This is a genomic window from Mycobacterium sp., assembly GCF_029961025.1.
Classification (GTDB): Bacteria; Actinomycetota; Actinomycetes; order Mycobacteriales; family Mycobacteriaceae; genus Mycobacterium.
This window is the reverse complement of record NZ_JASBVP010000002.1, coordinates 314,539-327,922: the sequence shown is the minus strand read 5'-3', so window position 1 is coordinate 327,922 and position 13,384 is coordinate 314,539. Positions and strand designations below refer to the sequence as shown.

Below are 13,384 nucleotides of genomic sequence, written 5' to 3'. Positions count from 1 at the left end.
TGGCGTGAGCGCCAACCGGTCGCAGATAGATATAGATACGGCACCACCGAGGACCGCGGTCCTCGGTGGTGCCGTTTTGGTTTTCGACGCTGTCAGGTGACCTCCGCGGTGTGCAGCCGCCCGAGCGCCAGGTGCCGGCGGCGATCGGTGGGCGCCAGCCGGCGCAGGGCGTGCTCGTGCAACTCGGAGTCATACGGGTTGACCTCGCCGAGGGCCAGGGCCGGCTCCGGGGAGTCGCTGGCCAGCACCGCGTCGCGAATCGCCACCTCCAACTGGTCACGCCAGGCGATGATGCCCGGCGCCTCCGACTGCGGCAGCAACGGGCCCGCGTAGCGCTGGACCGCCGCCGTGACGTCCCCGCGCGACAACGCCTCGAGCACCTCGACGGCGTCGCATTTCACCGGCGCCAGCAGCGCGTAGGTGCGGGCGGCCAGCGCGCCGCCCAGCAGCCGGCGCACATGGCACACCTCGCTTTTCAGGGTGGTGGCGGCCACCCACCGGTCGCCGTAGATTTCGGCGGCCAGCTCCCCCGGTGAAAAACCGGCCGGGCGCAGCGCCAGCAACGCCAGGATCTCCAGCTGACGCAGCGTGGCCCGCACCGGGCGGCCGTCGATCAGCAACTTCGACCCGCCCAGACACTGCAACTCCACCCGCGCGCCGCTCTCGTCGGCGCGCTCGTCCCAGGTGTCCCGCAGCCGGGTCTCGATCACCGAAGCCAACATGCGCACCGTGGTGAGCCCCAGCGCGTTGGCCCGATCCCAGACACTCGACAGATCGATCACACCTAATTGACGTCCGCACGGATCGTGGATGGGCGCGGAATAGCACACAAAGTCGTGCAGACGCTCCACCACATGCTCGGCCGAATACACCGTCGAGGGTCGATCGGTCCGCAGCGCCAAGCCCAGGGCGTTGGTGCCGGCCGCCTCTTCGGAAAAACAACCCCCGGGGACGAAGTTGACCCTTTCCGCGCGCCGTCGCATGAGCCGGCACCCGCTGGTCCACAAAATGGTCCCACCCTCATCGGTCACCGCGGCGACGTACCCCGCATCGTCGGCGATGCGCTGCAGCTCGTCGGCCAGCTCGGTCACCGGCTGGCGCAGCCGAGACTCTCGCCACCGTGACCAGATATCCAGGTCCTCCCGCACGGGGGCGCACTCGCTGGACGGGTCGATACGGCCGTGCAACAGCGACCATGAGTCGATGATGTCGGCGCGCAACATCCCGGCTACCGCGGGATCGGACGGTTCGCATTCGCCCCGAACCACCCGTTCCCAAATACGTTCCAGCTCCTTGCGCCGGAGCCCCGCCTCCGTCACCGTCGCTCTGCCTCCCATCCTGGGCGCCTGCTCACCACGCAACTGGCGTGACGCTAGTGTGAATTATGCCACACTAGGCCAACACTAGGCCTCACCTGAGGCCGGTCTCGGTCCGCAGGGAGACCGGCGGCAGCGACGTGGCTCGGGAGCACCGTCACCCGGGTACGCACCAGCCAACCTTCGTCCAACCTTAGCTTGCAATTCTGCTCACAGACGCAGCGCGTTGTGAGGCTGCGCACATACCCTACACAGGATATGTACAGGCCCGGAAGCACTGGTGCCGAAGGGTCGACAAGAGAAAACACAGGAAAGGGAAAGTAAGGAGTAGATGATGACATCTGGTCAAACTCTCCATCGGGACACGGCGAAGGGAGGTGCGCGAGGCGGTTCTGCGCCGGAGATGCCGGTGCGGCGAGGTGGGTCGATCCCGTCGATCCTGTTCGCTATCGGCTCGGTGAGTGCGCTCGCCCTCTTCTGGCGCTGGTACCAGCAGGCCTATGCGTTCAGCCACGGCCTGAACTCGCACGACCCTGGCTTCGGCAAGTACTGGCTGGGCATGGCCGCGGCCAACATGATCCTGCTGCCGATCGCGGCCGGGGTGTGGTACGTGTGGCTGTGGGCCTCCGCTCAAAAGTTGCCGAAGGACGTCAGCCGTAAGGAAGAATCCCGGCGGCTGTGGAACCTGTGGCTGCTGGTCGCGGCGTTCACCACGTCGGTGTACTGGGGCGGCAGCTACTTCGCGGAGGAGGACGCCTCTTGGCACCAGATCGTCATCCGCGATACCGCGTTCACCCCGAGCCACTCGGTGCTGTTCTACGGGGTGTTCCCGTTGATGATCTACATGGCCGGTGGGCTCTACCTGTACAGCCGCACCCGCCTGCCGCACATCTACGGGGGCAAGCGGTTCCCGGTGTCCTACGGGTTGATCATCTCCGGAACCGTGCTGCTGTTCTTCCAGGTGACGATGAACGAGTTCGGGCATTCGTTCTTCCAGCCGGAGGAGCTCTTCGCCGCGCCGCTGCACTGGCCGTTCGTGCTGTTCGGCTACCTGCTGGCCGGGACGTTCGCGATTTGGTTTGAGACCCTGCCGCGAATCATGCAGCTGGCCCGCCAGGAGAAGGAGCTGGCGCAAGCCGCTGCCGGTGCGCCGGCGGCAACCGCGGTGGCTGCCGCGCAAACCGGAGACGCCGCAGCGGCTTCGGCCCGCTAAGGCTATGTCTTCGTGCTGCCCGTGGGCAGCGGCCCGCGGGCAGCACGAAGACTCGCCACCCACAGCGAAAACCAACGAACCAGGACGTTTCCTGCGGGTTTGTCCATTGGCCTTGGCAACAAATGTGTATCCGTCCGTCCAATTCGAAGTGGAGTTTTAGGACATGACAACCACGGCAGAGCCGACCAAGCCTGCGCCGCCGGATCAAGCCATCACGATCGACTCGTTTCCGCTGCTCAGCCGGCGCTGGGATTGGTGCCTTCTCGCGGGTGCAGCGCTGCTTATCGCGGGGGCGTATCACCTCAACCAGATGCTGTTCGTCGGCGACTGGGGCTTTTGGGCGGACTGGAAGGACCGCCAGTACTGGCCCCTGCTGGTTCCCGCGCTCGGCATCATCGTTCCCGCGGCCGTCCAGTACATCGCGTGGAGCCAGCTTCGGATCCCGGTGGGGGCGACGCTGTGCGCCGCCTGCCTGTTCCTAGCGGTGTGGATCTCACGGTGGGGTAGCTTCCACCTCTGGTCGCACGAGCCGATGAACTACACCTGGGCGGAGAACTTCCTGCTGGCCGGCATATTGCTGGACGTCGTGCACGGCCTGACCCGAAGTTACCTCATGACGTCGGTGTTCGGCGGGCTGATGTGGGGGTTCTTCTTCTGGTTCTTCAACTTCCCGGCGCTCTCGCCGTTCCTGGCGCCGGTCGACCTCCACGGCTCGCTGATGACCGTGGCCGACACCCTGGGATTCCACTTCACCCGAACCCAGACCCCGGAATACCTGCGCATCGTCGAGGCGGGCCACCTGCGGGCCCTGGTGAGCAACATCACGATCGTGGTGTCGTTCTTCGCCGGCATGATGAGCGCGGCCGTCTACTGGGTCGGCTTCCTGATCGGTAAGTACCTTGCGGTCTGGCCCGTCGGCCGGTTCTTCAGCCTGATCAACGACTGAGTGAGGCGGACGACAATGATGACTCGTTTGCGGTCTTTCCGCCATCGGAGGGCTGTGGGAAGTGACGGGCCGAGGCGCTCCCGCGCCGGGTGGTTCGTGGTGTCGCTGCTGGCCACGGTCGCAATGATCGTGCTGTTCGCTCCCGCGGGCGTGGCGTCCGCGCATGGCGAGGAAAGCCAGCAGTCTTTCGAGCGGACGTCGACGATCATGTTCTACGACGTCAACTTCTCCACCAACGAACTGGACGTCAACCAGGAGTTGACGATCACCGGGAACCTGCGGGTGATGAACGCTTGGCCGGACCACACCATATCGCCGCCCAACCTCGCCTACCTCACGATCAACACCCCGGGAGCGGTGTTCACCGTCGAGGACCGCGAGCTCAACGGGATGTTCACCCCGCAGTCGGTGAAGATCCAGCGGGGCGCCACCTACCCGTTCAAGCTGGTGCTCAAGGCCAGGCTTCCCGGTCGCTGGCATGTGCATCCCGCGATGGCGGCGAAAGGGACCGGCACCCTGGTCGGCCAGGGCCAGTGGGTCACGATCCGAAACGCGGGCGGCCCGTTCACCGAAACCGAGACGCTGGCAACGGGCAAACAGATCAACCTGTTGACCTACGGCATGTCACGCGTGGTGACCTGGCAGCTGATCTGCCTGGCGGTCGCGCTGGCCTACGTGACCTTCTGGTTGTGGCGCCCGCTGCTGCAACGCGCGGTGGTGCTGCGCTACGGAGATCCGTCGGGCATGTTGCCTAAGCGCGACATCAAGGTGACCGCGATCCTGGGGGTGGTCGCACTGGTGGTCGGGATGGGCGGTTACTTCTACGCCAAGATCCACGACGGGCCGGAGGTTCCGATCCAGGTGGTGCGCGTGCAGCCGCCACCGCTGGCGCCGACGGCGCTGCAGCAGGGCCTGCAGACGTCAGTCAAAAGCGCGGTGTTCGACGACAAGGCGAAGACGCTGACATTGACGGTTGCCGTCAAAAACAATTCGAAGGCGCCGACGTCGTTTGACCACGTGCAGTTCGCCGACTACTCGCTGTACAACATGGACGCGGTGGCCAACCCGCCGGAAGGCCCGTACGTTGGGCGGGCGCGGGTCACCCCGAGTAGTCCGATCCAGCCGGGCGAGGCACGCACCCTGACGGTCACCATCAACTCCAAGGATCTGTCGTCACGCAATCTGCTGCCGCTCAACGAGGCCGAGGTGCGGGTCACCGGAGCGATGTTTTTCCGCAGCGGCGGGGAGCAGGCGGTGGCCGAGATCAACGAGTTGTCCACCGGCATCCTGCCGCAGTACGGGGGGGAGTGAGGCACCGATGCTGAATGCGGCCAACCTGGCGGTGGGTGTCACCTATCTCGCCCACGGCGGCGAGATGACCAGCGACGAGCTGGCCGGGGTGGGGTTCGGCATCGCGTTTGCGATGCTGTTCCCGGTGGCGGCGCTGTTCGTGGTGATGCGGCGGATCCGCAAAACCTCGGCGGCAGCGGAAAATCAAGCCAATCAAGCCGACACACCGAGTGTGCCGGCCGAACCCGACCGCGATGACGGGCACCGGCTTGAGCAATCGGCCGGACCGGAGCCCGCCTCGCGGGTCGGGACATCCGGACCAGGTTCAAAGGAGATCCTATGACTATCGGGTACACCGCGACCGACATCGGTGTCGTGGCGGGCGGCCCCTCGAACCTTGACGTGCTGTTGAGCCTCAGCGCGATGTTCTTTGCGCTGGTATTCCCGGTGGCCTTCATCGCCTTCGTCTGCCGGCGGGCGGCGCGATCCTACGGGCTCGATGGCCATCCGGCCGGCCCGGGACTGGGCGAGGTGAGCCTACACGACGAGTTGTGGAGGTTCATCGAAGAATTCGAACGCGGCGAGGTCACGTTGGCGTCGGTCGGGCTGGACGCGGGCCGGGGAGGCGAGTCCGGGGCCGCGACGGAGGCGCCCGAAGCATCGCCCACGCCGGATTGACTGTAAGTGCGCGGGTAGGGCCGGGCGTGGGGCGAAAGTCGCCACGCTAACGTGATGGACAGGGTCGGCGTTGACAACCACCGAGGGTGGTCAAGCCGGCCCTGTCGGCGCAGAAGCCAGATGACAGCGCCCGTGATTAGGCCCAGAAATACCCAGAAATACTTCGGGACCGAAACGACGATAAGAAAGGTGTGGGTATGCAGTGCCCGTTGACGGTCACCGACTTTCTCGACCGTGCGCTCACGGTGTATCCGCGCCGGATCGCGGTGGTCGACGAACCCGCGCAACCGGCTGACTCGTGGTGCGAGCTGAGTTACGCCGAACTTGGGCGCCGGGTGCGAAGCCAGGCGGCGGCGCTGGACCGGCTTGGCGTCGAGCGCGGCGGGAGGGTTGCCGTGGTGTCCCAGAACTCGGCGCGGCTGCTGGCGTCGTTTTTCGGGGTGTGCGGTTGGGGCCGGGTGCTGGTGCCGATCAACTTTCGTCTCACCGCCGAGGAGATCAAATACATCATGCATCACGCAGAGGCCGATGTGCTGATGGTGGATCCCTCGCTGAAACACCTGCTGGACGAGGTTGGCGCCCCGCACACCTTCGTTTTTGGCGAAGACGACGACGTGCTGTGGGGCGGGCCCGACGACCCGAAACCGTGGGATGCCGAGGAGTCGGCGACGGCGACCATCAACTACACCTCGGGAACCACGGCCGCGCCCAAGGGAGCCCAGATCACCCATCGCAACCTGTGGATCAACGCCGTGGTGTTCGGCTGGCAGGCCGGTGTCAACGACCGTGACGTGTATCTGCACACCCTGCCGATGTTCCACGCCAACGGATGGGGGCAGCCGTTCGCGGCGACGGGCATGGGGGTGCCACAGGTGATCCTGCGGAAGGTCGACGGGGCGGAAATCTTGCGCCGGATCGACCGCCACGGCGTGACGTACCTGTGTGCGGCGCCGGCGGTCATCGCGTCCATCCTCGACGCCGCCGGCAGCTGGCCCGGCGAGGTGCCCGGGCGCGGGCGGGTGCGGGCCATCGTCGCCGGCGCGCCACCGCCGACGCGGCTGATCCAGCGGGTGCGCGACGAACTGGGCTGGGAGTTCATCCAAATTTACGGCCTGACGGAAACCTCTCCGCTGCTGACCATGTCACGGATGCGCAGCGAGTGGGATGGCCTGGACCCGCTTGAGCAGGCCCGGTTGCTGAGCCGGGCCGGGGCGCCCGTCCTCGGGGTGAGTCTCACCTGCGCCGACGACGGGGAGATCCTGGCGCGGTCCAATCACGTTTTCGAGGGCTATTGGAACGCCCCCGAGGAGACGGCGGAAGCCCTGGAGGGCGGCTGGTTTCACACCGGGGACGGCGGTGCGATCTCCGAGGGGTATCTGACGATCGCGGACCGGAAGAAGGACATCGTGATCACCGGGGGCGAAAACGTCTCGTCGATCGAAGTCGAAGACGTGCTGATGCTGCACGAGGCGGTGCGGGAGGCCGCGGTGATCGGGATTCCCGACGAGAAGTGGGGCGAGCTCGTCACCGCGCTCGTCGTCACCAACCGGGAGGTCACCGCCGAAGAGCTGATAAGGCATTGCCGAGAGCATCTGGCCGGCTACAAATGCCCGAAGCGAATCGAATTCCGCGATGAGCTGATTCGCACCGCGACCGGAAAGCTGCAGAAATTCAAACTGCGCCAACCCTATTGGCAGGGACGTGAGCGCGCCGTCAACTAATTAGGCCTTAAAAAGGATTAGGGCTCTACCCGGATTCGATCAGTCGGCCAGGATCGCGGCGCAACAGTAGTTGTCGACCGGGTTCGCCGGCGGCACCGGTAACCCATGGCCGGCCAGCAACGCGCCGAAATCCGCACGGTCCAGCACCCGCCACCCGCAGCCCGCCAGGTAGTCGGCCACGTCGTTGCGTTCGCCGGGGCAGCTGAGGTCGTCGAGCTTGACGTCCAAACCGCATTCATACCATTTCTGGGTCGCGGCGCGGCCGGCCTGGCGCCCCTCCGGAGTGGCCCAGAAGATATTCGCGACCAGCCGGCTGCCGGCGGCGCTGAGCGCGGTGACGTTGTCGAGCAGCCGATCCTGAGCGTCCGGCGGCAGGTACGCCAACAGCCCTTCAACCGTCCAGGCAGTGGGTTCGCCGGTGTCAAACCCGGCGTGGCGCAACGCCGCAGGCCAGTCGTGCCGTAAATCGACCGGCACCGCCTGCAGCCTGGCCGTCGGCGCGGCGCCCAGCGCGGCCAGCGTGGCCGTCTTGAATTCCAGCACCTGGGGTTGGTCGATCTCAAACACCGTCGTGCCCGCCGGCCAGGGCAGTCGGTAGGCGCGCGCGTCCAGCCCGCTGGCCAGAATAACCACCTGGCGGATACCCGCCGCTGCCGCCTCGGAGAGAAACGCGTCGATATAGCGGGTGCGGACCGCCATCGCGTCGGTCAGCCGCTGCATTCCCCACGCCGCGCCGGGATCGTCGACCTCGGCGGCGCTCAATTCCCCGTTGGCCCAGCGCGTGAAAAAGTCGATGCCGACGGCGCGCACCAACGGCTCGGCAAAGGGGTCATCGATGAGCGGATTATCGGCCCGGGTGGCGCGGGCCCGTCCGGCGGCCACCATCACCGCAGTCGCTCCCACACTGGTGGCCACATCCCAGGTGTCGTTGTCGGTGCGTGACATTCCTTCACTCCCCGTGCCGTCAGGCTCGTGCCGAGCCTGGTGATATTACCAAGCGGGACATTGGGTCCGGCGATGCACTGACCGAAATCCGCATGCTGAGCCGGCAACGGCCGGCCCCGCCGACACTTATTGTCACTCACTGTCACAACTATGGTCACATCTACTGTCTACGTACCGAGATGGTAGTATCGCTGGAGCATTCCGGCGGGCCGACTCCGATTGGGAGGTAACCGTGTACGCTGAGCGTCCGATCACCGTGGGACCGGCGGGTCGCCTGGCCCGGCCGTTGGCGATCATCGCCGCCGTTGCGTCGCTGACCATCCTCGGCGCGTGTGGGCCGGCGCCTCATCCCGGGACGCATTCGGCAGCCGGGTCGGCCCCGCAACTTGCCGCCGGTAAGGCCGTTCCCGCTCAGCTGCAGTTCACCGCTAAAACCGTTGAGGGTCAGGAGTTTTCCGGAGCTAGCCTGCTGGGTAAGCCGGCCGTGCTGTGGTTCTGGGCACCGTGGTGCTCCACCTGCCAAAGCGAGGCACCGATGCTGGGCCGGGTGGCGCAAGCCCACCCGACGGTGACGTTCGTGGGGGTGGCCTCGGCCAGCCAGCTGCCCGCGATGCAGGAGTTCGTCAAGAAATATCCGCTGAAGTTTGTCCAGCTGGCCGACACGAGCGGGGCAGTGTGGGCGAAATTCGGTGTGACGGAACAGCCCGCGTTCGCGTTCTTGAACCGCGACGGGCGCATCGACGTGGTCAAGGGGCCGATGAACGAGGCTGAGCTAACCCAACGACTCACCGCACTCACCGGTACGTGATCGACACCGCCGCGCTGGGCTTCGCGCTGAGCGCCGGCATGGTTGCGGCGCTCAACCCGTGCGGTTTCGCCTTTTTGCCGGGCTACTTGACGATGGTGATCGCCGCCGGCGGCGCGGAGCGGTCCCGGCTCGCGGCGCTGACCCGGGCGGCCGGCGCCACGGTCGCGATGTCGGCGGGATTCGTCACGGTGTTCGGGCTCTTCGGGTTGGTGATCGCACCGGTGATCGCCTCGGCCCAGAAGTACCTGCCGTTCGCCACCGTCGTCATCGGGGTGTTGCTCATCGCCCTGGCGATATGGTTGCTCGCCGGCCGCGAGGTCAGCGTCGTGCTGCCCAAGCTGTCCCGCGGGACACCGACCGCGCGGCTGGGCTCGATGTACGGCTACGGAGTGGGCTATGCGGTGGCCTCGCTGTCATGCACGCTGGCACCATTCCTGGCGGCCGTCAGCACGAGCTTCAAGCAGGGCTCCGTGCTCACCGGCATGCTGGCCTTCGTTTCCTACGCGGCCGGCATGGCGATCACCGTCGGTGTGGCCGCGATCGCCGTCGCCGTGGCGGGAGCGTCGGCGGCCGGCGCCCTGCGGCGGGTGCTTCCCCACATCGGACGGATCGTCGGCGTGGTGGTGCTGCTCACCGGCCTTTATGTGACGTATTACGGTTACTACGAGATCCGGCTGTTCTACACCGACGCCGGCCCGCGTGACCCGGTGATCCGCGCCGTCGGCATCGTGCAGGGCTGGTTCATCCGGCGGGTCGGCGCGCTGGGGGCGTGGCCGTTGCTCGGCACGCTCATCATCCTGACGGCGGCCATCCTCGGATGGCGTGCTCTGGCCGGGCGCCGGGCGAGGAAAAGGTAACCGTCAGAGCCGGCAGACCAGCGCCAGCGCCATCGGGATCAGCAGCGCCAGGACCATCACCCCGGTCAACAGCACCCGGTGACGCCAGCGGGCTCCCCTCGGCGCGGGCGAGACCAGGCGCTGCGCGCGAGCCACGACCGCCAGATCGGCGGCGCCCAGCGCCGCCGACGCCGTCCGCTGCCGGCCGGCAAGCGCGAGCAGCCCCTCCAGCAACGGCCGCCACCCGTGACGGCGGGCGGCGGCATCGTCGGCGCACATCTCCAGCAGCAGGGCCACGGCGTCGGCGGCCGCGACGAACAGCGGCAGCCGCGACAGCCCGCCCGCCAGCGCCCGCAGCACCAGCAGCAACTCGTGGTGCCGGCCCGCCAGATGCGCCGTTTCGTGGGCCAGCACCGCGGCCAGCTGCCGGGAGTCGAGTCGATCGAGCGCCGCGGAGGTGACGACCACCGCAGGTGAGCGACCCGCCACACAATAGGCGGCCGGCTCGTCGGCGTCGATGACCACCACCCCCGCCGATCGGCGGGGCGGCCGATCAGGCGTGCGGCGACCGCGTGCCGGGAGCTGCGGTGGCGTAGAAGCCGCAGCCGGCGGGCGCAACGCAGTGCGACCGGGGCGGTGACGGCCAGCCCGGCCGCCAACAGGACCGGCATCAGCACCGAGCCGGCCTGCTCCGTCAGCCCCGCCCGGCCGGCGACGCCGAGCGCCCGAGGGCACAGCGCCGACGTCCGGTGCCACGTCACGCCGGCTATCGTCCCCGTGAGCAGGAGGGCCAGCGCGGCGAACCAGGCGACGATTGTCACGCTCACCGCCGTCAGCCAGACCCCCACCGCCAGCCGGGGATGCATACCGTTGCCGGTGGCTCGGCGCAGCAGCCGCGGGCCCGCCCAGCTCTGGGCGATCGCGTAGGCCGCCAGGCACATCGCCGCGATCACGTGGGGTTCCGACCATCGATCAGGCGACGCAACGTCGCCCGCACCCGCATCGACTCCTCCCGGCCGAGCTGGCTCAGAAAATGCGTCAGCACGAGATCGGGGTCACCACCGGCGCCGAACACCTCGCGCATCAGGGCTGCCGAATGTTCTTCGCGTGTCATGGTCGGCCAATAGTGAAACGCCTTGCCGACCCGACTGCGTTGCAGCCACCCCTTGCGGTGCAGGTTGTCCATGGTCGACAGCACCGTGGTGTAGGCGATCCGGCGATGCTCAGCCAGTTCGGTGAAAACCTCGCGCACCGTCGCCACCTCGCCGCGGCTCCACATCCGGTCCATGATGACCGCCTCAAGGTCACCGAATTGCCGCACGCGCACCGCTGCCTTACTCCCGAGTGTCGTAGTGCTCAACTGTTGCATGGTAGCCGCACCGGTACGCCGGGGCAGCCCGACCGGATGCTTCCGAAGCCGCCCGATCCACGCCACTGCCTGGTAGTTTCGGGGCATTCGCATCCTCGGGAAGGAGGATCGGGCGTCGGGGAATTCACTGAAAGGCAAGTTGGCAGCCGGCATTCCCACCGCGGCACGGTAGCGACCTGTTGTGCGCGAGGACGGGACCACTGGTGGCGGGCCGGGCAGGTGAGCAACCTGCCGGCCCGTTCCGGCAGGGCCCGGCGAACGTTGAGACTTGTAGACACTAGTGCGAAGGGGATCGACAATGTATGCCTACCAATTGAATTCGCATGGCAAGATTGTTTTTCCGTCGAACTGTTTTCCCGACTTCGACTTCTCCGCGTTCGACACCCTCGAGCAACTCGACGCGGTTATCCAGCGTGACTTCGACGCCAAGGCGCCGACCGGGACCGACATCCTCGAGCGCATTAAAACCGGTGGCTACCGGACCAAATACGAGCTGATGCGCGACATGGCCCTCAACCTGTTCTGGGCCAACCGCTATGCCATGACGATGTATGACGTCCGGCCGACCCGGTGGGCCGACGTGCCGCGTCACCGCGACGACGTCTTCGTGCCTATCCAGACGCCCTGGGAGGGCAGCGAAACGAAGGTGTCCGCCGTGTCGGCCGCCTACCCGAATCTGCCGGCGCAGTGGGACGCCGAGCGGGAGGACAGCATCTTCGCGATTCTCTACGATGTTTTCGCCCACCGCCGCAACCACGCGACCAGGTTGTCGGCCGTCCTGCCCACGGTTGGGCAACTGTTGGCCGACCCGAAGAACCAAACCCTGCGGCTGTCGAGCTATGACCCGGATTTCCGCCGCTACAGCTATGCCGAGATCATCGATTGCGATGAGGACGTGCCTGAGCTGGAGGCCCTGCACCGCTGGTCGATGGTGCTGCACAACCAGTATCCGTGGTCGCGCCGGCACGCGGCCCTGACCAGGGTCGAGGACTTGAAAGACGACGATTTCGTCGTCGTGTTCCATCCCCGCAGCCGTGATGTCCAGCTGTTTTTGTCCCGGGTGAAATCCGGGCAGGCTCCGAGGAAGACCACGCCCGCCGCCCGCGACGTGATCGCCCCGGTTCGGCCGTACCGGCCCATCGACGTGCGCAAGGACTTATCCGTGTACCCCCGCATCCAGGCCATCGCGGCGGTGCACGGTGAGCAGGTGTGCACTAACGAGGACATCATCCGCAACAGCGCCTATAACTGGTCGCCCATGTCGGCGGAGGAGATCGCGGCGAAAACCGGCATCGAGCAGCGCCGCTACACCTGGGACAGCCTCGAGGAGCTCGCGTTGCGCGCCGCTCGCTCGGCGCTGGCCCACGCCGGGGTGGGTCCCGGCGAGGTCGGGGCGGTCATCGTGTGCACCTGCACCAGCTCCCGGTTGATTCCGTCGATCGCGACCTGGATTTCCGGGCAACTGGGCATCTATCAGACGCACTGCTCATTCGACCTCGTCGCCGCCTGCGCCGGCCTGAGCTACGGGCTGGCCGAGGCCGTGCGGGTGCTGCAAACCGTGCAGCGGCCGGTGGTCGTGGTGTGCGCGGAAAAGTTCTCCGACAAAATCGGCAACGTCCGCCCGTCGCGGATGATCTTCGGCGACGGCGCCGCCGCGATCGTGATTGGCCCCGCACCCGACGGGTCGGCACCGGACATCGATTACATCCAGACGTATGCCAGCGGCCCGACAAGTCAGGTCAACTCCATCTTGTGGCCCAATCCGGCGTTCGCCAACAACATCACCGTCTACGGCCCCGAGGTAAAGGCGCTCGCCGGACGCTACCTCAAACAGATGCTCGACGACATCGCGGCCCTGCCCGACCCGGATGGGGCGGCGGGCTCGCTGCTCGACAGCGTCGAACTCATCATCCCGCACCAGGCGAACAAGACCATGGTGATCGACCTGGCGACCTCGGCCGGCGTTCGCCAAGATCGGCTCTACTTCAACATCGAACGAGTGGGCAACGCCTCCTCGGCGAGCATTCCGCTGGCGATACACGACGCGGTGCGCGAGCGGGTGATCACCAAGCCGAGCCGAATCTTCACCCCCGGTTTCGGTGCCGGCGCGGTTGCCGGCTACACCGTGATGCGGGTCGATCCCGCCGCCGTTGCTCCCGATGAGCAGCCGGCTTTCACCGCCGAGTGGGCGGTACCCGGGGAGGGGCACGCCGTGCCGGCCGCCACCGACGTGGCCGTTGCCTTCGGCTAGCTAGCCCGGCG

The 13,384-nt window shown here is 66.9% G+C and carries 13 protein-coding genes; 9 read left to right on the top strand and 4 right to left on the bottom strand.

All coding sequences use genetic code 11. From position 1 onward, the window contains the following. Positions 1 to 92: 92 nt before the first annotated feature. Positions 93 to 1,319, bottom strand: coding sequence for a helix-turn-helix domain-containing protein (locus QJR12_RS02345; RefSeq protein ID WP_300575757.1), 1,227 nt, complete (start codon positions 1,317 to 1,319; stop codon positions 93 to 95). 400 nt (positions 1,320 to 1,719) lie between these two features. On the opposite strand from QJR12_RS02345, the gene QJR12_RS02340 reads away from it, so the two are divergent. The 6 genes from QJR12_RS02340 (at position 1,720) to QJR12_RS02315 (ending at position 7,164) form a co-directional block, all read left to right on the top strand. Further along, positions 1,720 to 2,529, top strand: coding sequence for a methane monooxygenase/ammonia monooxygenase subunit C (locus tag QJR12_RS02340; protein WP_300575755.1), 810 nt, complete (start codon positions 1,720 to 1,722; stop codon positions 2,527 to 2,529). Positions 2,530 to 2,692: 163 nt separating this feature from the next. Next, the gene (locus QJR12_RS02335) at positions 2,693 to 3,475 is read left to right on the top strand and encodes a methane monooxygenase/ammonia monooxygenase subunit A (RefSeq protein ID WP_300575753.1); all 783 of its coding nucleotides are present in this window, start codon (positions 2,693 to 2,695) and stop codon (positions 3,473 to 3,475) included. Between the two features lie 54 nt (positions 3,476 to 3,529). Continuing rightward, a complete protein-coding gene (locus QJR12_RS02330; RefSeq protein WP_300575751.1) occupies positions 3,530 to 4,786 on the top strand; it encodes a methane monooxygenase/ammonia monooxygenase subunit B in 1,257 nt (418 codons plus the stop codon). A gap of 7 nt (positions 4,787 to 4,793) precedes the next feature. After that, positions 4,794 to 5,108: a hypothetical protein gene (locus QJR12_RS02325; protein ID WP_300575748.1), complete on the top strand. Its 315-nt coding sequence runs from the start codon at positions 4,794 to 4,796 to the stop codon at positions 5,106 to 5,108. Then, positions 5,105 to 5,443 (top strand): hypothetical protein, encoded by a 339-nt coding sequence (locus QJR12_RS02320; RefSeq protein ID WP_300575745.1) that lies wholly within the window; start codon positions 5,105 to 5,107, stop codon positions 5,441 to 5,443. The genes QJR12_RS02325 and QJR12_RS02320 overlap by 4 nt, the downstream gene beginning before the upstream one ends. A gap of 197 nt (positions 5,444 to 5,640) precedes the next feature. Further along, positions 5,641 to 7,164, top strand: coding sequence for an AMP-binding protein (locus QJR12_RS02315; RefSeq protein ID WP_300575742.1), 1,524 nt, complete (start codon positions 5,641 to 5,643; stop codon positions 7,162 to 7,164). 39 nt (positions 7,165 to 7,203) lie between these two features. Here QJR12_RS02315 and QJR12_RS02310 read toward each other — a convergent pair whose 3' ends face one another. Further along, positions 7,204 to 8,109: a class I SAM-dependent methyltransferase gene (locus tag QJR12_RS02310; RefSeq protein ID WP_300575738.1), complete on the bottom strand. Its 906-nt coding sequence runs from the start codon at positions 8,107 to 8,109 to the stop codon at positions 7,204 to 7,206. Between the two features lie 313 nt (positions 8,110 to 8,422). Between QJR12_RS02310 and QJR12_RS02305 the strand changes: the two genes are divergently transcribed. Further along, positions 8,423 to 8,917, top strand: a complete 495-nt coding sequence (locus QJR12_RS02305) for a protein disulfide oxidoreductase (RefSeq protein WP_300576499.1) — start codon at positions 8,423 to 8,425, stop codon at positions 8,915 to 8,917. Beyond that, on the top strand, positions 8,914 to 9,774 hold the full coding sequence (locus QJR12_RS02300) for a cytochrome c biogenesis protein CcdA (RefSeq protein ID WP_300575735.1): 861 nt from the start codon (positions 8,914 to 8,916) through the stop codon (positions 9,772 to 9,774). Before QJR12_RS02305 ends, QJR12_RS02300 begins: the two co-directional genes overlap by 4 nt. A 3-nt stretch (positions 9,775 to 9,777) precedes the next feature. Here QJR12_RS02300 and QJR12_RS02295 read toward each other — a convergent pair whose 3' ends face one another. Beyond that, complete coding sequence (locus tag QJR12_RS02295; RefSeq protein ID WP_300575732.1) at positions 9,778 to 10,281, bottom strand: M56 family metallopeptidase; 504 nt, start codon at positions 10,279 to 10,281, stop codon at positions 9,778 to 9,780. Positions 10,282 to 10,702: 421 nt separating this feature from the next. Then, on the bottom strand, positions 10,703 to 11,113 hold the full coding sequence (locus tag QJR12_RS02290; RefSeq protein WP_300575730.1) for a BlaI/MecI/CopY family transcriptional regulator: 411 nt from the start codon (positions 11,111 to 11,113) through the stop codon (positions 10,703 to 10,705). Positions 11,114 to 11,420: 307 nt separating this feature from the next. Between QJR12_RS02290 and QJR12_RS02285 the strand changes: the two genes are divergently transcribed. Then, positions 11,421 to 13,373 (top strand): 3-oxoacyl-[acyl-carrier-protein] synthase III C-terminal domain-containing protein, encoded by a 1,953-nt coding sequence (locus QJR12_RS02285; protein WP_300575727.1) that lies wholly within the window; start codon positions 11,421 to 11,423, stop codon positions 13,371 to 13,373. Positions 13,374 to 13,384 lie beyond the last annotated feature (11 nt).

Excerpts from the sequence above, each read along its gene's own strand:
- QJR12_RS02340 (WP_300575755.1), top strand. The coding sequence starts at position 1,720 with ATGCCGGTGCGGCGAGGTGGGTCGATCCCGTCGATCCTGTTCGCTATC.
- QJR12_RS02335 (WP_300575753.1), top strand. The coding sequence starts at position 2,693 with ATGACAACCACGGCAGAGCCGACCAAGCCTGCGCCGCCGGATCAAGCC.
- QJR12_RS02325 (WP_300575748.1), top strand. The coding sequence starts at position 4,794 with ATGCTGAATGCGGCCAACCTGGCGGTGGGTGTCACCTATCTCGCCCAC.
- QJR12_RS02320 (WP_300575745.1), top strand. The coding sequence starts at position 5,105 with ATGACTATCGGGTACACCGCGACCGACATCGGTGTCGTGGCGGGCGGC.
- QJR12_RS02315 (WP_300575742.1), top strand. The coding sequence starts at position 5,641 with ATGCAGTGCCCGTTGACGGTCACCGACTTTCTCGACCGTGCGCTCACG.
- QJR12_RS02310 (WP_300575738.1), bottom strand. The coding sequence starts at position 8,109 with ATGTCACGCACCGACAACGACACCTGGGATGTGGCCACCAGTGTGGGA.
- QJR12_RS02285 (WP_300575727.1), top strand. The coding sequence starts at position 11,421 with ATGTATGCCTACCAATTGAATTCGCATGGCAAGATTGTTTTTCCGTCG.